Origin of the sequence: Grimontia sp. NTOU-MAR1 (assembly GCF_035758505.1) — a bacterium.
In the GTDB taxonomy this organism is placed as follows: domain Bacteria; phylum Pseudomonadota; class Gammaproteobacteria; order Enterobacterales; family Vibrionaceae; genus Enterovibrio; species Enterovibrio marinus.
Window position 1 is genome coordinate 1,316,762 of sequence record NZ_CP142108.1, and the last position, 26,625, is coordinate 1,343,386.

24 protein-coding genes are annotated in these 26,625 nt (G+C 47.7%); 14 read left to right on the plus strand and 10 right to left on the minus strand.

What is annotated here, in order from left to right:
• Positions 1–100 precede the first annotated feature (100 nt).
• Both VP504_RS06035 and VP504_RS06040 read right to left on the minus strand, forming a co-directional pair.
• Entirely contained in the window at positions 101–649 is a 549-nt protein-coding gene (locus VP504_RS06035; RefSeq protein ID WP_062708225.1) for an NAD(P)H nitroreductase, read from the minus strand.
• 97 nt (positions 650–746) lie between these two features.
• The gene (locus VP504_RS06040; RefSeq protein WP_325893396.1) at positions 747–2,756 is read right to left on the minus strand and encodes an NADPH-dependent 2,4-dienoyl-CoA reductase; all 2,010 of its coding nucleotides are present in this window, start codon (positions 2,754–2,756) and stop codon (positions 747–749) included.
• Positions 2,757–2,917: 161 nt separating this feature from the next.
• Here VP504_RS06040 and sppA point away from each other — a divergent pair, with 161 nt between their 5' ends.
• Entirely contained in the window at positions 2,918–4,774 is a 1,857-nt protein-coding gene (sppA, locus tag VP504_RS06045) for a signal peptide peptidase SppA (RefSeq protein ID WP_325893397.1), read from the plus strand.
• A gap of 96 nt (positions 4,775–4,870) precedes the next feature.
• Positions 4,871–5,881: an asparaginase gene (gene ansA / locus VP504_RS06050; protein ID WP_325893399.1), complete on the plus strand. Its 1,011-nt coding sequence runs from the start codon at positions 4,871–4,873 to the stop codon at positions 5,879–5,881.
• 58 nt (positions 5,882–5,939) lie between these two features.
• On the opposite strand, the gene VP504_RS06055 is transcribed toward ansA, so the two are convergent.
• Positions 5,940–6,224, minus strand: a complete 285-nt coding sequence (locus tag VP504_RS06055; RefSeq protein ID WP_062708214.1) for a YeaC family protein — start codon at positions 6,222–6,224, stop codon at positions 5,940–5,942.
• Between the two features lie 439 nt (positions 6,225–6,663).
• Between VP504_RS06055 and VP504_RS06060 the strand changes: the two genes are divergently transcribed.
• The 4 genes from VP504_RS06060 to VP504_RS06075 all read left to right on the plus strand — a co-directional run bounded on the left by VP504_RS06060 (position 6,664) and on the right by VP504_RS06075 (position 9,454).
• Complete coding sequence (locus VP504_RS06060; protein ID WP_325893401.1) at positions 6,664–7,647, plus strand: calcium-binding protein; 984 nt, start codon at positions 6,664–6,666, stop codon at positions 7,645–7,647.
• Positions 7,648–7,678: 31 nt separating this feature from the next.
• Positions 7,679–8,299, plus strand: a complete 621-nt coding sequence (locus VP504_RS06065) for a calcium-binding protein (RefSeq protein ID WP_325893989.1) — start codon at positions 7,679–7,681, stop codon at positions 8,297–8,299.
• The gene (locus VP504_RS06070) at positions 8,223–8,432 is read left to right on the plus strand and encodes a hypothetical protein (protein ID WP_325893402.1); all 210 of its coding nucleotides are present in this window, start codon (positions 8,223–8,225) and stop codon (positions 8,430–8,432) included. Before VP504_RS06065 ends, VP504_RS06070 begins: the two co-directional genes overlap by 77 nt.
• A gap of 155 nt (positions 8,433–8,587) precedes the next feature.
• On the plus strand, positions 8,588–9,454 hold the full coding sequence (locus VP504_RS06075) for a DUF2989 domain-containing protein (protein ID WP_325893404.1): 867 nt from the start codon (positions 8,588–8,590) through the stop codon (positions 9,452–9,454).
• 55 nt (positions 9,455–9,509) lie between these two features.
• Here the strand turns inward: VP504_RS06075 and msrB are convergent, their stop codons facing one another.
• Positions 9,510–9,905, minus strand: a complete 396-nt coding sequence (msrB, locus tag VP504_RS06080; RefSeq protein ID WP_325893405.1) for a peptide-methionine (R)-S-oxide reductase MsrB — start codon at positions 9,903–9,905, stop codon at positions 9,510–9,512.
• A 490-nt stretch (positions 9,906–10,395) separates the two neighbouring features.
• On the opposite strand from msrB, the gene gap reads away from it, so the two are divergent.
• The 5 genes from gap (at position 10,396) to VP504_RS06105 (ending at position 17,627) form a co-directional block, all read left to right on the plus strand.
• Complete coding sequence (gene gap, locus VP504_RS06085; protein ID WP_325893406.1) at positions 10,396–11,391, plus strand: type I glyceraldehyde-3-phosphate dehydrogenase; 996 nt, start codon at positions 10,396–10,398, stop codon at positions 11,389–11,391.
• Between the two features lie 100 nt (positions 11,392–11,491).
• Positions 11,492–12,355 (plus strand): D-hexose-6-phosphate mutarotase, encoded by an 864-nt coding sequence (locus VP504_RS06090; protein ID WP_325893407.1) that lies wholly within the window; start codon positions 11,492–11,494, stop codon positions 12,353–12,355.
• A gap of 441 nt (positions 12,356–12,796) precedes the next feature.
• Complete coding sequence (locus VP504_RS06095) at positions 12,797–14,731, plus strand: PrkA family serine protein kinase (RefSeq protein WP_062708336.1); 1,935 nt, start codon at positions 12,797–12,799, stop codon at positions 14,729–14,731.
• A 36-nt stretch (positions 14,732–14,767) separates the two neighbouring features.
• Positions 14,768–16,039, plus strand: coding sequence for a YeaH/YhbH family protein (locus VP504_RS06100; RefSeq protein ID WP_325893408.1), 1,272 nt, complete (start codon positions 14,768–14,770; stop codon positions 16,037–16,039).
• 43 nt (positions 16,040–16,082) lie between these two features.
• Positions 16,083–17,627: a SpoVR family protein gene (locus tag VP504_RS06105; protein ID WP_325893409.1), complete on the plus strand. Its 1,545-nt coding sequence runs from the start codon at positions 16,083–16,085 to the stop codon at positions 17,625–17,627.
• A gap of 63 nt (positions 17,628–17,690) precedes the next feature.
• On the opposite strand, the gene fadR is transcribed toward VP504_RS06105, so the two are convergent.
• On the minus strand, positions 17,691–18,542 hold the full coding sequence (gene fadR, locus VP504_RS06110) for a fatty acid metabolism transcriptional regulator FadR (RefSeq protein ID WP_325893410.1): 852 nt from the start codon (positions 18,540–18,542) through the stop codon (positions 17,691–17,693).
• A 669-nt stretch (positions 18,543–19,211) separates the two neighbouring features.
• Here fadR and nhaB point away from each other — a divergent pair.
• Positions 19,212–20,798, plus strand: coding sequence for a Na(+)/H(+) antiporter NhaB (gene nhaB, locus VP504_RS06115; protein WP_325893411.1), 1,587 nt, complete (start codon positions 19,212–19,214; stop codon positions 20,796–20,798).
• An 85-nt stretch (positions 20,799–20,883) separates the two neighbouring features.
• Entirely contained in the window at positions 20,884–21,420 is a 537-nt protein-coding gene (gene dsbB / locus VP504_RS06120; protein ID WP_325893412.1) for a disulfide bond formation protein DsbB, read from the plus strand.
• A 57-nt stretch (positions 21,421–21,477) separates the two neighbouring features.
• On the opposite strand, the gene VP504_RS06125 is transcribed toward dsbB, so the two are convergent.
• Positions 21,478–21,864 carry a (deoxy)nucleoside triphosphate pyrophosphohydrolase gene (locus VP504_RS06125; protein ID WP_325893990.1) on the minus strand — a complete coding sequence of 129 codons (387 nt, stop codon included), beginning with the start codon at positions 21,862–21,864 and terminating at the stop codon, positions 21,478–21,480.
• A complete protein-coding gene (locus tag VP504_RS06130) occupies positions 21,864–22,508 on the minus strand; it encodes a YecA family protein (protein ID WP_325893414.1) in 645 nt (214 codons plus the stop codon). Before VP504_RS06130 ends, VP504_RS06125 begins: the two co-directional genes overlap by 1 nt.
• 204 nt (positions 22,509–22,712) lie before the next feature.
• On the opposite strand from VP504_RS06130, the gene VP504_RS06135 reads away from it, so the two are divergent.
• Complete coding sequence (locus tag VP504_RS06135; protein ID WP_325893415.1) at positions 22,713–23,387, plus strand: oxidoreductase; 675 nt, start codon at positions 22,713–22,715, stop codon at positions 23,385–23,387.
• Positions 23,388–23,458: 71 nt separating this feature from the next.
• Here VP504_RS06135 and dusC read toward each other — a convergent pair whose 3' ends face one another.
• The 3 genes from dusC to VP504_RS06150 form a co-directional block, all read right to left on the minus strand.
• Positions 23,459–24,433 carry a tRNA dihydrouridine(16) synthase DusC gene (gene dusC, locus VP504_RS06140; RefSeq protein WP_325893416.1) on the minus strand — a complete coding sequence of 325 codons (975 nt, stop codon included), beginning with the start codon at positions 24,431–24,433 and terminating at the stop codon, positions 23,459–23,461.
• Between the two features lie 213 nt (positions 24,434–24,646).
• Positions 24,647–25,426, minus strand: a complete 780-nt coding sequence (locus VP504_RS06145; RefSeq protein WP_325893417.1) for an avidin/streptavidin family protein — start codon at positions 25,424–25,426, stop codon at positions 24,647–24,649.
• A complete protein-coding gene (locus tag VP504_RS06150; protein WP_325893418.1) occupies positions 25,426–26,616 on the minus strand; it encodes a pepsin-like aspartic protease in 1,191 nt (396 codons plus the stop codon). Before VP504_RS06150 ends, VP504_RS06145 begins: the two co-directional genes overlap by 1 nt.
• Positions 26,617–26,625 lie beyond the last annotated feature (9 nt).

Here is a 26,625-nt window from a genome sequence, read left to right on the forward strand (position 1 = left end):
TCTCGGACGATGAACCCACAATTTATCGAAATTCAGACAAGTTAACAAGAATTAACTGGATATACATCCAGTTAATTCTTCAATAGTGCGAAGGCCGATTTTACAAGTACGTCACGTACTTTGCGGTATCACGCTTTGGTGCGCTAGCGGGTGTGCAATCCGGTGTACCCACGTAAAGGAACCCCACGATCTCGTCATCACCTGACACGTTAAACGCTTCTCGAACAACAGGGTGATAGGCCCATTTCCCGGTGCGCCAAAAACCCTGAAAACCCTGTGCAACTGCTGCCATCTGCATTGCCTGTGCCGCACAGCCTGCAGAGATGTACTGCTCAATCACAGGCACTTTATCATGTTGCTTGGTGCGGGCAATCACAGTGATGACCATGGGGGCGCGATAAGGTGACTTGGTCGCTTTCTCCACTACCGCGTCCTCTTCATTGTCGGCTTCTGCCGCACTTTTCAAAATGGCAGATAGCTTATCCAGCCCATCTCTGGTCGCGACGACAAACTCCCAAGGCGTCAACGCGCCATGATCCGGTGCCCTGAGGCCTGCTGCCAACATGTTATCTAATGCTTCGCCAGTTGGGGCTGGAGCCAGTAAACGAGGAATTGAGCGGCGCTGGGTAAGAAGAGTTATCGCGTCCATATATCGTCCTGATAAGAATTAAACATTACTTCCCCAAAATAACACAAAACCCGAGAGGCGAATCCACTCGGGTTTTGTGGTTTTTCAGACTATTGGCTTAAAGCGATATCGCTAACTTAACGCCTTGTCGAATCGCGCGTTTAGCATCAAGCTCGCCGGCATGTTCTGCACCGCCAATCACATGGGCTTTGATGCCTTGCGCTTCGAGTGTAGAAACCAGACCATTCACTGATTCCTGTCCGGCACAAACGATCACATGATCTGCCGGCAGAATGTGGTGTTGGCCTTCAAGAGTGATATGCAAACCTGCGTCATCGATCTTCTCGTACGCCACACCGCCAAGTAATTCCACGCCTCGTTTTTCCAGCGTTTTCTTATGGATCCAACCTGTGGTTTTACCTGGCCCTTTGCCGACGCGACCAGCCTTACGTTGCAGTAACCATACCTGACGCTGCGCGACATAGTGAGGTTGTGGGTGTAAGCCGCCTTCATACGAAATGGTTTTATCGATACCCCAATCTTTCAACCAGTCATCCAGCGTGTGGTTTTCTGGCTCAGTAATCATGGTGGCGACATCAATGCCGATACCACCAGCACCAATAACAGCCACTCGGCCGCCAAGCTCGGGCTGCTCACGGATAAAGGTCTGATAGTCGATCGCTTTCGGATGGTCGATACCCGGAATGGATGGAATGCGAGGTTTCACACCCGTTGCCACCACCACTTCATCAAATTCTTTCAGGGCATCCGCATCAACTTCGGTGTTCAAACGGACTTCAATGCCGGATTGCTCTACCTTACGGGTGAAGTAACGGATAGATTCTTTGAATTCTTCCTTACCGGGAATTTGCATGGCGAGATTGAACTGTCCACCAAGGGTGTCGCGCTTCTCAAACAAAACGACATCAAAACCGCGGTCTGCGGCTGTGGTCGCGAAAGACATACCCGCCATTCCGCCACCTATCACGGCAACGCGACGTTTGTTGGAAGCAGGTGTGACTACCAGTTCTGTTTCATAACACGCCTGTGGGTTAACAAGGCAGCTTGCGCGTTTACCTTTGAACACATGGTCAAGACACGCTTGGTTACAGGCGATACAGGTATTGATGTCATCTGAGCGATCTTGCTCAGCCTTTGCCATAAACTCTGCATCTGCCAAAAATGGGCGCGCCATAGAAACCATATCAGCCTGACCCGAAGCCAGAATATTTTCAGCGACTTCCGGCGTATTGATGCGGTTACAGGTCACCAAGGGGACGTTTACCTCACCTTTTAAGCGCTCAGTAACCCACGCGAAAGCTGCACGCGGAACTTGTGTGGCGATGGTCGGCACACGGGCTTCATGCCATCCGATGCCAGTGTTAATGATGGTAACGCCCACTTTTTCTAACGCCTTAGCAAGCTCAACCACTTCATCATGGGTACTGCCCTGCTCTACCAAATCCAGCATCGACAGGCGGAAAATGATAATAAAGTCGCGGCCTGCACGTTCGCGTATAGCTTTAACGACTTCTACCGCCATACGAATGCGGTTCTCATAGCTGCCACCCCAACGGTCATAACGGGTATTGGAACGTGCACAGATAAACTGATTAATCAGGTAACCTTCTGACCCCATGATTTCCACGCCGTCGTATCCCGCTTCGCGGGCCAACTCCGCACTCTTCCCAAAATCTTTGATGGTATTCAGGATTTGGCGCTCACTCATTGCTGACGGCGCAAATTTGGAAATGGGCGAACGCATATCAGAAGCGCTCAGCGCAAAAGGATGCATCGCATAACGGCCTGCGTGCAAAAGCTGAAGGGCAATTTTACCGCCGTTTTCGTGCACGGCATCGGTAATAGTGCGGTGTGCCCGCGCAGCACGGCCGCTACTAAACTGGGCACTCAGTGGATGAAGGCGACCACGGAAGTTCGGAGAAAAGCCACCTGTTACAATCAGGCCAACACCACCCTTTGCCCTTTCGGCGTAGAAGGCGGCGAGCTTCTTAAACCCGTCATTCGATTCTTCCAGTCCAGTATGCATTGAACCCATCAATACGCGGTTTTTCAACTGCGTAAAGCCAAGATCCAATGGCGCGAGTAGGTGTGGGTACGGCGAATTCATGATGCGCTTCCATGGTTATTATTAGTTCTGGTCAGACCAAGATAAGATACTAAAACAAAAGTTTCAAACGTTTGTTTACATTTTTACAACATTAATCATCTCTATTCTAATTGAGTAGGATTCGTTACGATTAGGAGCAATAAAAGAAGCTGGATAACCAAATGAAAACGCTTTTTAAATTTATTGGCACACTGCTGAAGTGGTGCTGGAAAGCACTCAGTTTTGCCCGTCAGTTGATCTTGAATATTCTGTTTATCGCCGTGTTGGTGGGAGTCTACTTCCTGTTTACCATGGAACACGCTGCGCCAACCAAACCGATTGAACAGCCAGAGCGCGCGCTTCTGGTTGATATTTCAGGGCCTATTGTTGAAAAACAGCGTCGCGTCGACCCTTATGATTTCGCTACACGTAATCTCTTCGGTCAGCAAATGCAGTTTGAAAACGTGCTTTACGACATCGTTGATCAAATCCGTGCGGGCGCGAAAGATGACAAAATCAACGGCATGGTACTGAGCCTGTCAGACATGTCAGAAACCAGCCTGACCAAGCTTCGCTACATCGCGAAAGCGATCAACGAATTCAAAGCGAATGGCAAACCTGTGATTGCCATTGGCGGGCACTACAACCAGAGCCAATATTACCTCGCCAGCTATGCCGATGAGATTTTCATGGCCCCTGATGGCGCAGTGCTTTTGCGTGGCTACGGCACCTATAATCTTTACTTCAAAGACCTGCTGGAAAACCTCGATATCACTACACACGTTTTCCGCGTCGGGACTTACAAATCTTTTGTTGAACCATATACTCGCACAGGCATGTCTGAGGAAGCGCGCGAAGCAAACTCTGTGTGGCTGAATCAGCTGTGGGGCGCTTTTGTTGATGACATTGCCACCAACCGTAATATCGAAGTTTCAACGTTATCACCGAATGCAGACACCCTGATTGCCAACCTAAAAGCAGCGAATGGTGATTTCGCTAAGCTTGCCTACAACATGGGTTTGGTGGATCAGTTGATGACTCGCCAACAAATCCGCACCCGATTGGCGGAAGTATTTGGCAGCGATGGGGAAGACAGTTTCAATTACGTGAGCTTCTATGATTACGCACCGCTGAATTTTGAATTGCCCAAGACCGACCAAATCGCCGTGGTCGTCGCGAGTGGAGCAATCGTTGATGGCTTCGAGTCAGAGGGCACTATCGGTGGTGATACCACGGCCGCGCTTCTTCGTGATGCACGTCTTAACGACCAGATCAAAGCTGTCGTCCTGCGTGTAGATAGCCCAGGAGGCAGCGCTTTTGCCTCTGAAGTGATCCGCAATGAGGTGGATGCTCTTAAACAAGCGGGCAAACCTGTCGTCGTATCCATGTCCAGTGTGGCGGCGTCTGGTGGTTACTGGATTTCCTCAAGTGCGGACCGCATTATCGCGCAGCCAACCACCATCACTGGCTCTATTGGTATCTTCGGCATCCTGACCACCTTTGAAGATGTGCTGGCAAAATACGGTGTTTATAACGATGGTATCGGTACAACGCCGTTTGCCGGTGTAGGCGTGACCCGTGCGTTGCCGGAAAAAATCAGCAACATCATGCAGCTTGGGATCGAAAACGGTTATCAGCGCTTTATTGGTCTGGTCGCTAGCCAACGTAACCTATCGCTCGAAGATGTTGATCAAGTGGCGCAAGGCCGTGTATGGACGGGTTACGATGCGATGAAACGTGGCTTGGTTGATCAAATGGGTGATTTTGATGATGCGATTACCGTCGCAGCAGAATTAGCCCAGGTGACCGATTACTCGCTGAACTGGATGGAAGAACCCCTCACGCCAGCACAGCAGTTTATTTATGAGTTCATGAACCAAGCGATGGTAACGCTGGGATTGAAAGAAACCGTCAAACTTCCTGATGCAGTTCAACAGTTTGCTAACCACGCTGTTACCGAGATAAACAACCTGACTAACTTCAATGATCCAAACGGACAATACGCGCTCTGTCCGAATTGTAGTTATTACGAAAACTGAGACCTCTCGATAACCCCCAGTGAAATCCGGGGGTTTTTTTCGTGCATCCACTCCGTATAATGCGCGCACTACCTCGGCTACATTTAAGTTGTGAAGATGGAAAGAAAACATATTTATATCGCCTACACTGGCGGCACAATCGGCATGCTGAAATCAGAGCAGGGCTACATTCCTGTATCTGGCTTTATGCAACAACAACTCAAACAAATGCCGGAATTCCATCGACCAGAGATGCCTGAATTCACCATTCACGAATACAGCCCGCTGATAGACTCGGCGGACATGACACCAGCAGAGTGGCAGCGCATTGCTGATGACATTCGTGATAACTATGACAAATACGATGGCTTCGTGATTCTCCATGGTACTGATACTATGGCGTACACCGCATCTGCACTGTCTTTTATGCTGGAGAATCTGGAGAAGCCAGTCATTGTGACAGGATCACAAATTCCACTGGCTGAGCTCCGTTCTGACGGTCAGGCAAACCTGTTAAATGCGCTTCACATCGCGGCGAATTACCCTATCAATGAAGTGACCTTGTTCTTCAACAACCAGCTTCTTCGGGGTAATCGCAGCACCAAATCACATGCAGATGGCTTCAATGCTTTTACGTCACCAAATCTGCCACCACTGTTGGAAGCGGGTATTAACATCCAGCTTCACGGAGGAGAAATCAATAAGAAGCCTGAAGGTACTTTCACGGTTCACACCATCACTGAACAACCCGTTGCCATCATCATGATGTACCCGGGTATTTCCCCGGAAGTCATCCGCAATGCGCTGAAACAACCCGTTAATGCGATGATCTTACTAACGTTCGGTGTGGGTAATGCGCCTCAGAACCAAGAGCTACTTGGCCTGCTTCGCGAGGCGACTGATCGCGGTGTTGTGGTGTTGAACCTGACTCAATGTCTGGCTGGTAAAGTGAACATGGGCGGTTATGCAACGGGCTGTGCGCTAGCAGAAGCAGGTGTTCTAAGCGGCTATGACATGACACCGGAAGCGGCATTGGCAAAGCTTCACTTCCTGCTGAGCCAGGACCTACCTATGGATGCGATTCGCACCCAACTTCAGCAAGATTTGCGTGGCGAGCTTTCACACTGATATCCAGCAAGCAAAAAGGCCAGCATGATTGCTGGCCTTCTCAATAGTATTTTTTTAATCATTCGTCATTCAGCTTAGTCTGAACAATCGTTTCCTGGTCCGGAGCAAACTCCCGCTTGAGTTGTGCTTTGGATTTCATCGTAATATCACCACCAGCAGCAACTGTCATGTGTTGCGGCTCAGTGTTATGACGCGATTGATAAAGCATAACTAGCTGCATAGCATTGTCGCGTTGGTCCGCATTGAGCGGCGTACCTTCTGGCCATTTTCCGGTTTCTACCGCATACAGCAAACGCTCATAAGCTTCCGGCGTAATGGTGGACAATAACTGCTCAATATCCATTATTTTTCCTTTTTCGTTTGCAACCAAAAAGCAGCACTGCACGTTTAGATAAGGTGAAAGTCAGCTATTTTGGGGTTCAAATCACCCAAGTAACTTACAAGTAAAGACTATTTGCCCAAAAGACAAACAAAACCTAATTCTAGTCATTGCCCATGCTGGAATTCAGTTTTTCATGGCACTTTAGTGCCAGTTTCTAATTTACTGCGTCCGTAATACTACTGATTTTAATCTGAATACGCACCTCGTGACTTGAGGGATTGCAGACCTTTTGCCATTTTACGTGACGACGCTCGGCCAGCATAAACTGGCTTTATTAAAACCAATTAGAAAAACAGTCACCTTTTCGTGAAAGAAAACTGTCCCGTCCGTCTAATACTCTGATTCCACGAGGCTGTACTCGTGGTCACTAGAATCCCACTTTTCGAGCAAGGTACGCCTTATGGCATCCATTTCTGGTGAAAACACAAATAATAATCTCGTTGGAACAAGCGACGACGATCAAATATACGGTTTACTTGGAAACGATACACTGCGGGGCTATGAGGGCAGCGACGTTGTCTATGGTGATTCTTCTAGTTCGGAAATCACCACCTTATTTCCTGACACCGACGGTTCTTACTCTTTGCAAGAAGATACATTTATCAGTGTCACTTTGTCACAGTTTAATTTTCCTTCGAGTGCAGAAAAAAGCCTAGGGTACACCATTCTCGATGCCTCAGGAACAGTGTTGAGCCGAGACATCATCATTGATTACGTCAGCCTTGCTGAGCGCGGTTCAGCTATTGATATCAATGTACCGGGCGGCGCCAAACTGGTTTTCTTTACCCTTCCCTCAAGCGAGCTGCCGAGCTTTGAGTGGCGCCCGCTGGATCTTGACGACGTTGACACTAACATCCCGCACTCTGATGTCACCATCACCGTAGAAGAGATCGACAGTGACGCCACCATCCATGGTAACGATAACCTTTATGGATACGAGGGTGACGATCGTCTATACGGAGAAGGGGATGATGACTCCCTCATTGGCGCAGATGGTAATGACATCCTCTCAGGCGGAGATGGAAAAGATACCCTTTGGGGAGGTAATGACGATGACCATCTTCATGGCGGAGCAGGTGATGACATTCTCCAAGGCCAAAATGGCACTGACAAACTGGAAGGTGGCGTGGGTGACGACACCCTATATGGTGGACTTGGGAATGACTCGATAGCTGCCGGTGGCGATGATGACTTGGTCTTTGGTCAAGATGGCGATGATTACATCCGTGGCGGAAGAGGCAAAGATGAAATCTGGGGCGATCTCGGCAATGACACCATTTGTGGCGATCAAGGCGACGATTACATTGATGGTGGCGATGGTCAAGACTTGATCTTTGGCGGAGCTGGCGACGATGAAATCTATGGTGCAATAGATAGGCAATGATGACCTTCGTGGTAACGCAGGTAACGACACCATTTATGGTGAGGCTGGCAACGATTTTCTGAGAGGTAATGGCGGTAACGATTTCCTTGATGGTGGTGATGGCAACGATACTATTTACGGTAACTTAGGTAGCAATACACTACTCGGTGGTGAAGGTAACGACTACATTGTTGCTGGCTGGAATAGTTTCGACAATCTGCTTGATGGTCAATCTGGTGAAGATATCCTAAAAGGTGGAACAAATTCGGACACTCTGATTTTCGATAATAACGACTTTCAGGGTCAAACCTTCTCTCTTCCAAGCGGCAAGGTAATAAATAAACAGATTTATGATGCTTCTACCGGTTTTGATGTTCTGAAAATCTCTGGTACATCGCATGCCGACTTTACCGGTGCAGCCTATCAGACAATGCCAGGGATTACTGGTAACATCGTTGCAGGTATAGAAGCAGCTATTGGTGGCAATGGTCATCAAACAGTCACCATTAACATTCATGCAATTGATGCGCAATCAGACACACTAGAGAGACGATTGGCAAGGATTTATTGCTTGGCTTGGGGAAGGCGACGACACCTTGAACCTAACTGGAGTTCAATGGCAGTACGAAGCCACCGTCACATCAAATGCTGGCATCACACCGGCAATGATTGAGAAAATGGGACTAACTTCTACCCAAGCAGCTGATTTGCAAGCCTATGTCTTCACTGATATCTACAGCGACGACCAAGTCACCGTTTGGACAGATGCTGAAAACATTACTTATCTCGGCACTGATATTGTCTGAACCAGTCGGTCTCCAATGACAGACCAGCTAATGCGCTGGTCTTTTTTATCTCTGTGGACTCACGCAAAACTCGCCAAATGAACATAAACTGTTAGATGCCGTTTATGTTATAAGTCATTTGCGTATCAATAGAGACAGAAAGAGCCAAACATACGATGAAGAAAGGCTTACTGAATAATCCGATGAAGCTAGCAGTCGCCGCTATTCCCACACTTTTCATTGCGGGCTGCTTTGAGAGCAATCGCAGCACCGCACAGCTTTGTGAAAATTACCCTCAGATCTGCCAAAAGCTCAATGTTAGCGATGGCCAGTGTCGTCATGAACGCACAGATCTGATCTGGAAGCGCTATGACGTCGTCAAAAAAGGCTCTGATCTGAACAAATTTGATGAACTACTACTAACTAAGAAATACGCCAAGTGTATGGAACTGGCCGCGCAGATTGAAACCACCACGCTAAAGGAAAAGAAAACGCTTCGTACTGAAGTCCTTTTCCATGCTTACGACACAATCGAAAAGCTGGAGCAGAAACTAAAGTCGTCCTACCAACCATCCATCATTTACTACCGATGGACACAGGGAGACAACGAAGCATTGGAGCAATTCCTTAAACTGGAAGAAACCGAATACCTGAATACACCGGAATTACAACTCGGCCTTGCCACCTACTATGTTGACAAAGACAAAGAACACACCATCAAACTTCTGGTAAAATCACTCACCTTATACGATGGCCGAGCGGGAGAGACCAAGGATAAGGCGATTCCTGAAGTAATTAAATCACTGGCAACAGCCAACCACTCGATCGGAAAGCTTGACGACGCTTATCTTTGGGCCTTAGTCGGTGGAGAGCTAGGACTTCCGATCGCAAAGAAAGCACAGCTTAAGTTGTTGTATCCAATGACAGATTCTCGCCGTGAGACAATTGCAGACATCGCGAAAGACATTGCGTTAGAAATTGAGGACGGGGATTTCGATAAAGGGCTGCTGATACAACTCGCGGCACTGGCTGAACCGAAATGAATTTCAAATACCAGTAAAAAAGTACAGCTGTTTTACGTTCAAACCTGGAAAGCACTCAGTTGCGATTGTTATCATCTTGCTCTAAAAATGTCATCGAGACAGAGTTCACGCAATAACGCTGCCCAGTTTCAGTCGGGCCATCATCAAACACATGCCCAAGGTGACTATCACATGCTGCGCAGCGTATCTCTGTTCTGACCATCCCATGGCTTTGATCTTCTAGGTAACGAACAGCACCCTCTACAGCCAAATCAAAACTCGGCCAGCCACAGCCAGAATCAAATTTCGCACTCGAATCAAACAAAAGGGCACCACAGCATACGCAGTGATATGTGCCTTTCTTATGATTGTGTAATAAAACACCAGTATATGGCGCTTCGGTATGGCCCAACCGACAAACCTTATAAGCCTCTTCGGACAGCGTTACTTTCCATTTCTTATCTGATGTCATGACTTCCTCTTTTACGGGAAATTTTGATTTCCGGTAAGCCGAAAATGTGCAAAAGAGTTTTTACCTGCTAATCCAATCTGGTTCCACCTTCTAACAAAAGCTTCGCCCGTCAGGTCACAGCATTCGGGGCTTGGACACTTTTATACCGCTAACAAAAGCTTACGTTCAGTAGCGACAAACTCGTTTTTGATTCTCAGTTTTCGCACTTACCGAACGTCATATTGTCACCATACTTGGTTTAGTGACGCAGATATGCGCCTTAAAGAGTATGGTAGGTGGCGTTGTACGATTATCAAGCTAAGGTGTTTTATGAAGTTATTTAAAATATTTTGCAGCATACTCAAATATTGTTTGGGCGATGTAAAAATAATCCGTACTAATTTTTGACTTTAAGCAATTTAGATGGGTTTTTTGCTTGCATGGGTGGTACCGATTCTGTAATTTTACTACCAATTTCCTTTCACTAGATATTAAGTTGTGGAGCAACATAATGACTATCAAAGTAGGTATTAACGGTTTTGGCCGTATCGGCCGTTTCGTTTTCCGTGCATCTGTTGAGCGTAACGACATCGAAGTTGTAGCAATCAACGACCTGATCGACGTTGATTACATGGCATACATGCTGAAGTACGATTCAACTCACGGTCGTTTCAACGGCACTGTTGAAGTTGTAGACGGTAATCTGGTTGTTAACGGTAAGACTGTGCGTGTTACTGCTGAGCGTAACCCAACTGAACTTCAGTGGGACGCAGTAGGCGTTGACGTTGTTGCTGAAGCAACTGGTATCTTCCTGACTGACGAAACTGCACGTCAGCACATCACTGCTGGTGCGAAGAAGGTTGTTCTGACTGGTCCATCTAAAGACGCAACTCCAATGTTCGTTATGGGTGTTAACCACGAGACTTACGCAGGTCAAGACATCGTTTCTAACGCTTCTTGTACCACTAACTGTCTTGCACCAATCGCGAAAGTACTGAACGACAAGTGGGGCATCGAGTCTGGCCTGATGACTACTGTTCACGCGACTACTGCAACTCAGAAAACTGTTGACGGTCCTTCTGCGAAAGACTGGCGTGGTGGTCGTGGTGCTTCTCAGAACATCATCCCATCATCAACGGGTGCAGCTAAAGCAGTTGGCGTAGTTCTTCCAGAACTGAACGGCAAACTGACTGGTATGGCTTTCCGCGTACCAACTGCAAACGTTTCTGTCGTTGACCTGACTGTAAACCTGAAAGAAGCGGCCTCTTACGCAGACATCTGTGCGGCAATGAAAGCGGCTTCAGAAGGCGAGATGGCAGGCGTCCTGGGTTATACTGATGACGAAGTTGTTTCTCAAGACTTCATCGGCGAAGTTCAAACTTCTGTATTCGACGCGAAAGCGGGTGTTGCTCTGACTGACAAATTCGTTAAAGTTGTATCTTGGTACGACAACGAAATCGGTTACTCAAACAAAGTTCTGGATCTGATTGCTCACATCTCTAAGTAATCATTCCGGATTGCCATTAAGGCATGAGAGACAAAAAGGCGGCTGGTGGCCGCCTTTTTTGTACCTGAATTTTTGTAGCTAATTTTCAAAAGGCACCTTCATGGACGTTAAACAGCTCCCCACTCTTGCTGTTCTCTCTGACTATGTCACCGTCTGCCAACTGGACGGTTTAAAAGTCGTTCGTGTCATTCATCCGAAAGCCACTGCAGCCATTTCCCTGTTTGGTGGTCATGTGCTGAGCTTCACACCAGCCGATAAAAAAGAAACCATCTGGATGAGCGAGAAAGCAGACTTTACCGGTAACAAAGCTATTCGCGGTGGCGTACCTGTATGCTGGCCTTGGTTCGGCAAAGCTGCAGAGCCTTCACATGGTTTTGCCCGCACCAGCGAATGGACACTCAACGAGCATCGCGAAAATGATAAGGGCGTGATCATCAGTCTGACACTGTCAGACACCCCAGAAACCCGATCGATTTGGCCTCATGCATTCCATGCGGAGCTTCTTATTGAAATCAGTGACACACTCAAGGTTAGCCTGGTATCGACCAATACTGGCGAGCATGAAATGCAAGTCGGTGGTGCACTACATACCTACTTCAACATTGGCGACATTCATCAAACCACCGTTACCGAACTCGGCAACGAGTACATTGAAGTGGGCGAGCGCAAGCCAAGCACAGGTAAAGCCACGTTCGAAGGCGAAGTCGACCGAATCTATACTCAGGCAGCTGAGACCGTGATTATCGAAGATGCGGCTAATCAGCGCCATATTGCAGTAGTGAATCAGGGTAACAATGGCGTAGTGATCTGGAACCCATGGCAAGCACTTGCCGAAGGCATGGCTGACATGGCAAACGACGGTTTTTTGACCATGGTTTGTGCAGAATCTGCGGTTTACGACAGAAGCGTTATACTTCGGCCAGGTGAAAAACACACGCTATTAACGGAAGTGATTTGTAAATAATCCGTTAACTAACAGCAAGTTCATTAAAGCCGGAACCTCAATGTTCCGGCTTTTTCGTTTTCTGGCACGAGCAATGCAAGTTTGTCACTACGTTTTATGGCAATTACCTAAAGGTGGCGAAACACACAGTTTAGGAGGTCTTAAGTATGACGGGAATTAGAAACCCAAAAATTAGCGTCTCGTTGGTGAGAATCGTCTATTGGGGAGGGATCGACAGAAGAATTCCCTGTGTATATACGGTTGAATAGAGATATTCACACGATCAAATCGTGATGGGCTGAATACAAAGCCTTATCACAAAAGGGAAAAATATCGAAAAAACAAGTAATTCAACAAAGCAAATTGATCAGTTGCTACTAGTCTTAAAAGAGTGAGGATATGAAAGCAACTGCGCCGATATCCTTTCTAATTGATAACAGCACGATTTTAGGGGGCAGGACCATGAGTATTTTCGACCACTATCGTCAGCGCTACGAAGAAGCAAAAGACGAAGAGCTGAGCCTTCAAGAGTTTCTGGACCTTTGCCGGGAAGACCGCAGCGCATACGCTAATGCGGCTGAAAGGCTGTTAATGGCCATAGGCGAACCTGAAATGATCGACACCGCGCTCGATCCCCGCTTAAGCCGACTATTCTCAAACCGCGTGATCTCTCGCTACAAAACCTTTGAAGATTTTTATGGCATGGAAGATGCGATAGAACAGATCGTTTCTTACCTCAAGCATGCCGCTCAAGGATTGGAAGAACGCAAGCAGATTCTTTATTTATTGGGCCCAGTGGGCGGCGGTAAGTCCTCTCTGGCTGAAAAACTCAAAAGCCTGATGCAGAAAGTCCCGATTTACGTGCTGACTGCTAACGGTGAGAGAAGCCCAACTAACGACCACCCTTTCTGCCTTTTTGATGCAGCGGAAGACGGTGCACTGCTGGAAAGCGAATACGGCGTTCCTCAACGCTACCTTCGTACCATCATGTCACCCTGGATTGCCAAACGTCTGCATGAATTTGGCGGTGACATTACCAAGTTCAAGGTCGTCAAAGTCCGTCCATCCATCCTCGACCAGGTAGCTGTTGCGAAAACAGAACCTGGTGATGAGAACAACCAGGATATTTCTTCACTGGTTGGTAAAGTCGACATCCGTCAGCTTGAGCATTTTGCACAAGATGATCCAGACGCTTACAGCTATTCAGGTGCGCTGTGTAAAGCCAACCAGGGTCTGATGGAATTCGTTGAAATGTTCAAAGCACCGATCAAAGTGCTTCACCCACTGCTGACTGCAACGCAGGAAGGTAACTACAACGGTACTGAAGGTCTCTCTGCCCTGCCGTTTGATGGCATGATCCTCGCTCACTCTAATGAATCTGAGTGGCAGACCTTCCGCAACAACAAAAACAACGAGGCGTTCCTTGACCGTGTTTACATCGTGAAAGTGCCTTATTGTCTGCGTGTCTCTGAGGAAATCAAAATCTACGACAAATTATTGGAAGGCAGCGAACTGTCGAATGCGCCTTGTTCACCAAGTACGCTCGATATTCTTGCACGATTCAGTGTGCTGTCGCGCCTTAAAGAGCCGGAAAACTCCAGCATCTTCTCGAAAATGCGCGTCTATGATGGTGAAACGCTGAAAGACACGGATCCAAAAGCCAAGTCTTACCAGGAGTACCGAGACTATGCAGGCGTCGACGAGGGTATGAACGGCCTTTCTACCCGCTTTGCGTTCAAGATCCTCTCCCGCGTGTTTAACTTCGACCATTCCGAAGTGGCGGCAAACCCTGTCCATCTGTTCTACGTGCTTGAGCAACAAATCGAGCGTGAGCAGTTCCCTCAGGAAATTGCCGAGAGGTACCTAGAAAACCTGAAAGGGTATCTGATTCCAAAATATGTAGAGTTCATCGGCAAAGAAATCCAGACTGCCTACCTCGAATCATACTCAGAGTATGGCCAGAATATCTTTGACCGTTACGTGACCTATGCGGACTTCTGGATTCAAGATCAGGAATACCGCGACCCAGATACCGGCCAACTGTTTGACCGCTCTGCGCTCAACAGTGAACTGGAGAAAATCGAGAAGCCCGCAGGTATCAGTAACCCTAAAGACTTCCGTAATGAAATCGTGAACTTCGTACTTCGAGCGCGAGCTAACAACGAAGGAAAGAACCCGGTTTGGACCAGCTACGAGAAACTTCGCACTGTTATAGAGAAGAAAATGTTCTCGAACACCGAAGAGCTGCTTCCGGTCATTTCCTTCAATGCGAAAACGTCGACTGAGGAACAGAAGAAACACGACGACTTCGTCGCCCGTATGATGGAAAAAGGATATACCCGCAAACAAGTTCGCTTGCTGTCCGAGTGGTACTTGCGTGTGCGTAAATCCTCGTAAGTCTGTCTAGGGATATATTGAAATTACGGGGGGCTTATGGCGCATTTTATTGATCGAAGGCTCAACGGGAAAAACAAAAGCACGGTGAACCGTCAGCGTTTCCTGCGACGTCACAAGCGACAGATTAAAGAATCTATTGCTGATGCCGTGAACAAACGCTCCATCACTGATGTGGATAGTGGCGAAAGCGTCACTATCCCTTCCCGAGATATTCGAGAGCCAGTATTCCGACAGGGCAAAGGTGGACAGCGTGACGCTGTCCACCCTGGCAACGACCAATTTATCCCCGGCGACCGCATTGAACGTCCACCAGGCGGTGGACAAGGTGGCGGTGCAGGTGAAGGTCAAGCAAGTCCAGATGGCGAAGGCCAAGACGACTTCGTATTCCAGATTTCCAAAGATGAATATCTGGATTTACTGTTTGAAGATCTTGAACTACCAAACCTACAAAAGAACCAGATGAACAAACTGGTTGAATGGAAAACCCACCGCTCCGGCTTCAAAGCCACCGGTGTTCCTGCCAACATTGCGATTGTACGTTCGCTCCAGAACTCTTTAGCACGCCGCACTGCCATGTCAGCAGGAAAACGTCGCAAGCTTCGTGAACTCGAGGCAGATCTTGAGGCGCTGAAAAGTACTGAGCCGGGACAACCACTCGAAGAGAAACGTATCCAGGAAGAAATCGATGAACTGAAGGCGAAGATCGCTGCAGTCCCTTTCATAGATACCTTCGACCTGCGCTACAAAAACTACGAGAAGCGTCCACAGCCAAGCAGCCAGGCGGTGATGTTCTGTCTGATGGATGTGTCAGGTTCGATGGACCAAGCCACAAAAGACATCGCCAAACGCTTCTATATTTTGCTTTATCTCTTCCTCACTCGAACCTACAAGAACGTTGAAGTGGTGTTTATCCGTCACCACACACAGGCGAAGGAAGTGGATGAGCATGAGTTTTTCTACTCACAGGAAACAGGTGGCACCATAGTATCCAGTGCGCTTCGACTCATGAACGACATCGTGAAAGAGCGTTATCCCTCTAATGAGTGGAATGTCTACGCCGCACAAGCATCAGATGGTGATAACTGGGCAGATGATTCACCAGGCTGTCGCGAGTTGTTGGAGCGACAACTGCTGCCTGTTACGCGCTACTACGCGTACATTGAAATCACCCGTCGAGCCCACCAAACGTTGTGGCGCGAATACGAATCAGTGGCAGACAGCTACGAAAATTTTGCCATGCAAAACATTCGCTCTGCCGACGACATTTTCCCAGTCTTCCGGGAGTTGTTTAAGAAACAGGTGAGCTAACCCCTCACCTCTTTTTCCGGGATAGAGTTCCAAGGAGGACGCTATGGCAGTCGCAGCAAAAAAGAAAAAGAAGACGCTCAGTGATGGTCCTGACTGGACATTTGAGCTGCTAGAGAACTATCACACAGAAATCAAACGTGTGGCAGCACACTATCGCCTCGACACCTTTGTTAACCAAATTGAAATCATCACCGCCGAGCAAATGATGGATGCCTACTCAAGCGTAGGCATGCCAATCAACTACAACCACTGGTCTTTCGGCAAGAAATTCATCGAAACTGAACGTGGTTACAAACATGGCCACATGGGCCTTGCGTATGAAATCGTGATTAACTCCGACCCTTGCATAGCCTATCTGATGGAAGAAAACACCATCACGATGCAAGCACTCGTGATGGCGCATGCCTGTTATGGGCATAACTCTTTCTTTAAAGGCAATTACCTGTTCCAAACCTGGACAGATGCTGGATCAATTATTGATTACCTGCTCTTTGCCAAGAACTACATCAGTGAATGTGAAGAAAAATACGGCGTCGATGAAGTCGAGAAGCTACTCGATTCCTGCCATGCGCTGATGAATTACGGTGTAGACCGCTATAAACGTCCACAGAAGATCTCGATTGCAGAGGAGGTAGCGCGTCAAAAGTCCCGTGAAGACTACCTGCAGAGTCAGGTGAATGCCCTTTGGCGCACGATTCCAACCAGCGAAAAGAAGCGTGAAGTGGAAGTCGATCGGTTCCCATCTGAGCCGCAGGAAAATATCCTCTACTTCTTTGAGAAACATGCACCATTGCTGGAGTCTTGGCAACGTGAGGTGATCCGTATCGTCAGAAAAGTCAGCCAGTATTTCTACCCGCAAAAGCAAACGCAGGTGATGAACGAAGGCTGGGCGACATTTTGGCACTACACTATCCTCAACCACCTTTATGATGAAGGCCTCGTGACTGACCGTTTCATTATGGAGTTCCTGCACAGCCACACCAATGTAGTTGCACAACCCCCTTATAACAGTCGCTTTTACAGTGGTATCAACCCGTACGCGCTAGGATTTGCGATGTTTCAGGATATCCGCCGTATTTGTGAAGAGCCAACCGATGAAGACAAGTACTGGTTCCCGGAAATTGCAGGCAGTGATTGGCTTGAGACTCTTCACTTTGCGATGCATAACTTTAAAGACGAGAGCTTTATCAGCCAGTTTCTGTCTCCAAAAGTGATGCGGGACATGAAGTTCTTTGCCATCAATGACGATGACAGACAAAACTTCATCGAAGTGACCAGCATTCACAATGAGGAAGGTTACCGCCAGATACGTGAGAAACTGTCGGCGCAATACAACCTAAGTAACCATGAACCCAACATTCAGGTGTTTGATGTGGATTTACGTGGCAACCGCTCGCTGACCCTGCGTTACGTACCACATAACCGTATCCCGCTAAACGATTCCTACGAAGAAGTGCTAAAGCATGTCCACCGTTTGTGGGGTTTTGAAGTCGTACTGGAAGAAGAATTACCGGACGGCAAGAGCAAGATTATTTCCACGTGCCCAAAGCGTCCCCAGTTTGATCCCGACTTGATACCGGGTAGCTAGCTAAGAGCACAGCTACAAAAAAACCGCCTGCGATGGCGGTTTTTCTTTTTAGAAAAAGCGCGATTACGCTTCTTCCTGCTCCATCAGTCTGGCAATTGTGTCGCGGTTAGAGAACCAAATTGCACCACTCTCACGACCATATTGCTTAATGCGGTCAGCCACATCCAGATGACGGCCTTCATTCGTGATAACCAGCAAATCACGGTAAAACTGAATCGCCAGCTCACAGGCACGCTTGTCCATGAAGTAGTAGCCGCCAACGCGAGAGTAAATTTTACGCATACCGTTCATGGTCAGTACGTAAACTTTGTTACCTGAACGTTGGGCCATGCCTTGGAACAGCATGTAATCGAAGTGATTGAATGCACGACCACGGCAAACAGATTCACAGGTCTCTAAGTCAGTTTTGCCGAAGGTATCATAAATCTTCTTCACATCCTGCTGGATAGCATCTTTCTCTTCAGCAGTTTCAATGAAGCTCGAAAAGCTCTCGCTCGCCAGCAAAGCCTCACAGCGACCAATCACTTTCTCAATCAGGTCAGCACAGATTTGTGGGTCATTTTTCACGGCATAGCGCATAAAAACGCCGCTGATATCAGTACGTGCTGAGAGTAGGTTTTCCAACACACCATGCACGTCTTCACCTTCAAGGGTGACTAGCGTATCAAGGATGTTGAGACCAGAGGTATTCATATAGTCATTTACACGTGTTGGCTTACCGTGTTGAATCGTCAGCCAGCCATCACGAGCCAGACGCTGAAGCACCTCTCGGAGGGTAGTACGTGTGACACCAATCAGTTCTGACAACTCGCGCTCTGCGGGAAGAATTGAGCCTTGAGGAAAATGATTATTCCAAATGCTCTCTATAATATATTTCTCAGCAAAAGTTGCCGGGCTATCCGCCTTAATAACCATTTAGTGTTGTTTCCAAGTTGCTTCTTACCTTGATTAATAACTCATCATACCACTTATCATCACAACCTAGAAACCTATGAAGAGGGTGCTTTGCGCCCATTTGACCATGATTTGACGGGCGTACATCACAGTTAATTAAATTTTCATCTGACTTGAACAGAGGTGTTGTTTGGTTTCATAGCCACAACATGCACTTTTATGTGCGTTTTAAACCGCAAAAACTTGCCAGCTACCAATTTTACAACCTCATCACGCTCAGCAATGGGAAAAAGAAGAGCGATTGTTTTCTGCTGCGCGCTATCCTTTGATCGCCATCACTGTATACAACCAATCTCATGCATAGAATATCGGCGCCAAAATGTTACAGGATATTACAAAAGCCCAAGGTTGGAGTCGCGTTTTTTCGTAACATACTCCAGTAATTTAATTAACATGCAAAGGATTGTTGACTGTTTGAAAAGTCGCTGTATTGTGTGCTCCAAGTTTGCCTATGCGATAGGTTTCAGCGGTACTTTTCGTCGATTTATCGGCGTTTAGGGGTCAGATTCCAGTCATTTCAACAAAATTTGAAATTATGTAATTTTTCCGCCCCCTTTCGCAACAGAGCGTTTACATCTTCATTTCAAGCCCCCAAAGATACTTGCTTATATAAGAAACAGAGACATAAACATGGCCATTACGCTAAGGAATGCTTTCATCAAGAACTTTCTCGGTAAGGCGCCCGACTGGTACAAAGCGGCGATTATTGCGTTCTTGATTATCAACCCAATTGTTTTCGCTATTGATCCGTTCGTCGCGGGTTGGTTGCTTGTGGTGGAATTTATTTTCACTCTGGCGATGGCGCTTAAATGTTACCCACTCCAGCCAGGCGGCTTGCTGGCTATTGAAGCTGTAGCCATCGGCATGACAAGCCCGGCCACAGTCAAGCACGAACTGGTTGCGAACTTCGAAGTTCTGCTGCTGCTTATCTTTATGGTGGCGGGCATCTACTTCATGAAGCAGTTGCTGCTGTTCATCTTTACTAAGATTCTGCTAGGTATTCAGTCAAAAACCCTATTATCTCTAGCTTTCTGTTCTGCAGCCGCATTGCTTTCTGCATTCCTTGATGCGCTGACAGTGATCGCCGTAGTCATCAGCGTGGCAGTGGGCTTCTACTCTATCTACCATCGCGTTGCTTCAGGTAAAGACTTTCAGTCAAGCCATGACCACACCTCAGACGAATCCGTACGTGATGATCTGAGCCGTGATGACCTTGAAAACTACCGAGCGTTCCTGCGTAGCCTGTTGATGCATGCTGGTGTAGGTACCGCCTTGGGTGGTGTAATGACCATGGTGGGTGAGCCTCAGAACCTTATCATTGCTGAAAAAGCGGGCTGGCAGTTTGGTGAGTTCATTATCCGTATGTTGCCAGTTACCCTACCGGTATTATTCTGTGGCTTGGCAACCTGTGCATTTGTTGAGAAGTTTGGCCTGTTTGATTACGGTACAAAACTCCCTGAAAACGTCCGCCAAATACTGGTTGAGTTCAACAATGCTGAGCGTGCAAAGCGCACCAACTATGACGTTGCGAAGCTTGTTGTTCAGGCGATCATTGCAGTTTGGCTGGTGATTGCGCTGGCAATGCACCTGGCTGCGGTTGGCTTGATTGGCTTGAGCGTTATCATTCTGGCGACCTCTTTCACCGGCGTTATTGACGAGCACCACATTGGTAAAGCGTTCGAAGAGGCTCTGCCATTTACTGCCCTGCTTGCGGTTTTCTTCTCAGTGGTTGCGGTTATCGTTGACCAAGGGCTGTTCACACCTGTCATCAGCGCAGTACTGGAACTGGAAGGCGGCGCACAGCTCACCATGTTCTATATTGCGAACGGATTGCTTTCCATGGTGTCAGATAACGTGTTCGTAGGTACCGTTTATATCAACGAAGTGAAAGCGGCCCTGATGGATGGCATCATCACTCGTGAACAATTCGAACTTCTTGCTGTCGCAATCAATACTGGTACTAACCTTCCGTCGGTTGCAACACCGAACGGTCAGGCTGCATTCCTGTTCCTGCTGACATCAACGCTGGCTCCGCTCCTGCGCTTGTCGTACGGCAAGATGGTTTACATGGCGCTGCCATACACCATCGTAATGGGTCTGGTAGGTCTCGCAGGTATCGAATTGCTGCTGCTTCCAATGACGGAGTGGTTCTATGAAGCGGGTTGGATCACACTTGGAACGGTTGAAGCGGCTGGTGCAATGAGTACTGGCCATTAAGGCTTGATTTCCAGCTCCGTAACTTTTTGAATAGCAAAGTCCCGCCTTCGGTGGGGCTTTGTCTTTTACAACGGATTCGTATTCTATGTTGTCGTATTTCAACGAAATATCCCGTGGGCGTGGCGCTTGGTTTCTGCTGATGCTGTCGGGTTTAATCCTCGAAGGTTGTGCGCTGTTTTTCCAACACATGATGGACTTAGCGCCTTGCGTCATGTGTATCTACGAGCGTGTTGCCATGCTGGGTGTGGTGGGTGCAGGTCTCATCGGTATGATTGCTCCGCAAAACGCACTGGTACGCTGGTCAGGACTGATTGCCTGGGGTGTTGCGGCAGGTTGGGGCCTTAAACTTTCCATCGAACATGTCGGCTACCAATTCCCGGATCCGAACGACCTGTTCGGTGCGACCTGCGATATCTTTGTTTCTTTCCCTTCATGGGCGCCATTGAACCAGTGGGTTCCTTGGATGTTTGAAGCCAGCGGCGATTGCAGCAAGATTGTTTGGCAATTCCTTACGCTGTCTATGCCTCAATGGCTGGTCGTGATTTTTGCAGCCATGCTGGTTGTGTTGGCTATTGTTGTGTTGTCTCAGCTGTTCGGCAAGCGCGAGCGACGTCTTTTCTAGTTGCAACCATCGTGTCGATAGAATTATCAAAAATCCCAGCCTAAGCTGGAATTTTTGTTATTTGCTTTTCAGTAGTTCAACCAAAGGTTTGTCCGCATCACTGAAGAGATAGTCGTCCAATTCTGATTGAGTCACCCAAGCCTTAGCCTGATGGCAATGTAGGGTGATATCACCTTCCAACTGCTCGCATCGATAGCTTCTCAGTAGAATTGATTTGGTTGGGTAGTGATGGAGCGTTTCCGTCAGGTACACCCCAACCTTCACTCTTATTTCTAACTCCTCCCAAAGCTCTCTGGCCAAAGCATCAGGCTCACTCTCACCCGACTCAACTTTGCCACCAGGAAACTCCCAAAGACCACCTTCACTATCAAAGCGCTGAGTAATAAGAATGCTATCACCGTCCGTGAGCACACCCGCGACGACCAATATTGGGGCTTTCGTCATCACTTACCGCAACACTTTTTGAATTTCTTTCCACTGCCGCAAGGACACGGATCGTTACGGCCAACGGATTTGTAAGGATTCACCGCTCGCGCACCAGAACCCTGCTGCACTTCATCAGCGGCGAGTGCCACTTCATTAATCATAAGAGGCAGTTGTTGGTAGTATTTTTCAGGTGATGGCAATGCTGCCAACCCTGCTTCTTTCATCTGTTCCAGCGTCCCTTGCTCATCATGCAGGAACAACATGGTGGTCATCAGCGCTGAAAGCATACGTCGACTACCGTCAGACACTTTGATTTCCTGCCACGCTGGCTCGATATGCGGCCATACTGCAAGAAAGCCTTCCGAAAATGCCTGATGGTTGTCATTAAGTGATTCATCGAGTGACAACTCAGCAGGTAATTCGTAGGTATGCTTCATCAGGGATGCATACTGCTGCTCAAATCGCAGCATAACTGCATTTTTCTGCTCCACAGTCATCGGCTCTACATCGTCTTCGTCCATGCCGCCGGTGACAAGAACAGGCAACCAACTAATTTCAGGATCCAAAGGTGCGGGAGACAGATTAGCAGCCAGAAGCGCGCCTTCAATAAAAGTGGCTGGCATACCTTCCCAATCACTTTGCAATTCGACCATCGACGTCATTGTGGTTCTCTAAAGATGTAAAAAACGGATCATAACCCAAAACGCCCACCGTCGCTGACTTTCCCCTTGTTCCTTATGAAAATAAGGTCATTTTCCCACCACCAGAACTACGCGATAAATCGAATATTTGAAGCAAGGGGTTGAGTTAAATCTCTCAAGTCATGGTAGTCTTAGCCGCAATTGATTAATGAGGACATTCACTCAGTGCCATCGTCTCGAAGTGTCATTATCGCCGGTGCAACCGGGCTGATAGGTGACGAGTTATTACATCAATTATTGGGAGACCCTGACGTCTCACACATCCACGTTGTGACACGACGCCCAGTCGCTGTGGTTTCTGATAAAATCATCGTCCACCAAAGCCCAGATCTTTCCGTCACCCATTGGCAACCTCAATGGCCAGTGCCTCTGCAAGGTTATATTTCTTTGGGTACCACCAAGAAACAGGCAGGCTCAAAAGCGGCGTTGGAAGAAGTGGATTATGACCTTGTGGTTAAAGTGGCGCGTATGATGGCCGTCGTCGGTGTGAAACACATGGCAGTGGTTTCCAGCATGCTGAGCCATCCTTGGTCACCGTCCCATTATCTACGTTGTAAAGGTAGAATGGAGCGTGCGCTATCTGAAATGGGCTTTGAACGCCTTTTAGTCGCGCGTCCAGGGCCATTGGTCGGAGAACGAGAAAAACCACGGAAAGACGAACAGTTCCTGCAGCAAATCATGCGGCTACTGAACCCGTTCCTTGCCGGGCCTTTAGCCGATTTTAAACCCGTTGAGGCAGTGCGTGTTGCCCGCGCAATGATTGCCGCCCTGTCCGAACAAAACTGGCCGGGTCGTATTGACCACCTTATTTTGCCGGGTCGAATACTGAACCAGTACTGAGTCTTGGTATAGAAAACGAAAAGAGAAAGGCAGACCAAAGTCTGCCTTTTTCATGTTTCTTGAGATCAATTTTAAGCAAAGCTCTCAACAGCAGTCTGACGCTCCACATTGTTGAGCGTGCTGATGATTTCACCCAGAATTTGTTGTTTGTCTTTAAGCTGGCGAATACGCACAAACAGCTCTTTCGCTTCTGGATATTCCGCCTGCAGATAACGGAACCATTGTTTTACTCGGTTCGGGTAGTACATACCCTTGTCACCACGAATTTCAAATTCTGAATAGCGAACCAAGAGCATCAGCACTTGATGCCAAGACATGGGCAAAACGTCCGTTTTAATGTGTGCCGCAAGATTCGGCATGTTCAAAGCTCCACGGCAAACCATTAAGGTTTCACAACCCGACACTTCCGTACACTTTAGCGCGTCATCTCGACACCAAATATCACCATTGGCAATCACTGGAATAGCCAGGCGTTTTGCCAAATCGCCAATTAAATCCCAGCGAATAGTGCCCGCCTTATACGCATCTGCCTTACTCCGGCCGTGGACGACAATTTCATCTGCCCCACCGGATTGCACTGCATCAGCAATTTCACGATAGGCAGAAACATCATCAAAGCCCAGACGCACTTTGGCGCTGACCACTTGTTCAGAAGGCACCGCTTCGCGAACGGCTTTCACCACCTGATACATCAGCTCAGGCTCTTTCAGAAGAGCCGCCCCACCTTTGTTACCGTTTACCGTCTTGGATGGGCAGCCAAAGTTAATATCAACCCCAGACGAGCCAAGCTCTGCCACCAGTGCGGCGTTTTCACCCATGTATTGCGGAGACTGACCTAACAGTTGCACGCGCACTGGGGTGCCGGAAGACGTTTTACCGCCGTTTTCCAGTTCAGGGCTTAGCTTGAAGTAGACGCGGGGAGGCAGTTTCGCATCGACGACACGGACAAATTCGGTCACGCAAAGATCGTAAGGGTTAATCTCAGTCAGCATTTGACGCATTAAAGGGTCAAGCACACCCTCCATTGGGCCCAAGGTCAATTTCATAGCGGAATCGCTCTATTGATGGCGAGCGTGTGAAATATAGTGGGGGGATTACTCAAAGACAGCCTCAATGTTATTGCGCACTTGGATCATCAGACACCATCGTCTCCAAGTGACCTTGTAAACTCTCGCGCATCATATCAGTGAGGCTTGACGATGTGTAGCGAGATGCACCTCTTGTTCTAGAGTACAAAAAGATAGGGAGACCGTACAAAGCTATTTTTCAATGTTAAGTCTCCGAAAAGTTGTACTTTCCATGCGTGTCTGCATGAAACTGTCTTCTTGGGAGGTTTGCTCTGCATGCCAGCTATTCAAGGTCATTGTATCTTTTCCAGGCTCAAGCATGCCTGACAAAGAGAAAGCAGATTGCTCATCTGATTCATACCCAGATAACGACAAGCTTTGCGCCATTTCCGGTTCGGCGTCGACGTCTATAAACCCAGTAAGTATCACTTCCGAATCCCCGCGTACCAGCCATGCTGACGTTGAGCCAGAAGCCCCTTTCACATGATAAATATCAAGCAGTTGGCGCTGGTCGAGACTGACCCACTTTCCAATGACAGGGCGTTCTTCAATGTTACACTCTTCAGGTAAGTCACTCTTTACTGACTCATGATCAACGTCCGCTGAGGACTTGTTAAAAATTAACTTATCAACGAAGTTGCCTTTCTGATAGCTGCCAAATGGTACGGAAACAACGATCACATTGGTTAACGTTAGCTTGCCATCATGCTGAAGTTGCCCAACCATGGAGCCAGCCCAATGCCAGCTTTCATCTTTCTCTCCTTCTGCGATATTTTTCCAATAAATGGAGAGCGCCACAGATTGCCCCATCGTCTGAGTTGGGGCTTCGCCAGAGCAATGACCTACAAGTTGATAAACCCCTTTGGAGCCAGTGTGTGAGCTATACCGGCCAATGATCCTGTTCTCTATCGCGAGGAGTTCCATCTTGGATTGAAAATCATTGTGCCAAATTCCCGTTAATTGCTTATGCATTATTTTGCCTTTAGCTTATCAAATAGACTGGCGGGCTCTTTTTGCTTGGTCTGGATAATTTTTGACCCACCAGGCTTATTAAAAATCCATACGCCTTTAGGTACCAATTGACCGTCTGATGGCTCTTCGTACTCGTAAACCGTGTATAAGTGGTCCATCAATACAGAGCCCACCAATAACATGTCTTCCGCACCTTTCAGCCACTGAAACTGTGAGACCGATTGCCCTTTGTGCTGTCCTTCCTCAATGTCACGTCGATATACATCGCTGGTGATTTCCAATAACCCATATTCGTCACCCGCACTGTCGGTCAGAGAAATTGAAACCACAGGACTGGTCTCTGTCGTCTGTTCAAAGACCTTTTTCAGTACTGTTTTGTCTCCTTTGAACGCAGAAGAACCACTGTCTAAAGTAAAATAGAGGTCTTCTCCAATAAGGTTATCACCAACGCTTATTGAGGCATTCTCGGAGCTCCAAAGGTAAGGGACTTCTTCCCGATAACGTGCCCACGGTAAAAAGAGGTACTCAAGCGACGTTGAATACGCATCATCGAGCAATCCAAAACTAACGGTTCCTCTCGCTGATTTGTCTTCGCTCATGTCGCTTAAAAAGCTGATAAATGGTCTCTTTTTACTGACGAACCCTTTATCCATAAGATCGAGCAAAAAGTGGGAGTGAGTAGGTTCCCCTTCATGAGATTGTGCCAGCCTGAAAGTACCAGACAGCTTATCGAGAGGAACTTCAGACACTTCGCCGCTAGGTAGCCCAATACCACCATCCCAGTCCAGCTCATCAAACTGTATGCCTGAATATTTTTTGGACAAGTACAAAGATATGAATAAACAGGCGTCCAATTCCTTTTGAATTGGCATACAAAGTTTATCTCTGCCCTCTTCAACTTCCATGCTCCCCCACGGACCGAAATCAACCGTTGTCCCAGTCTGATCAATCCATTCAAAGGTTGATGATTCAGAAAACATGAAGCGACCATTCGCATAATGTTGGCAGCCATCATCAGAACAAAGGCTAGATGTCACCCAGTTAAAGTTACTCCCTGTATCAAAACAGAATTTAAGCGTTTGTCCCGGCGTACCTATATTCAACTCGCAGAACCAGGGGGTTGCACCATTGTTTTGGAAAGGTCCTTTTTGGAGTGGCAAGGAGAAACCATCAGTTTTTTTCCGTAGCATAGTTCTTTT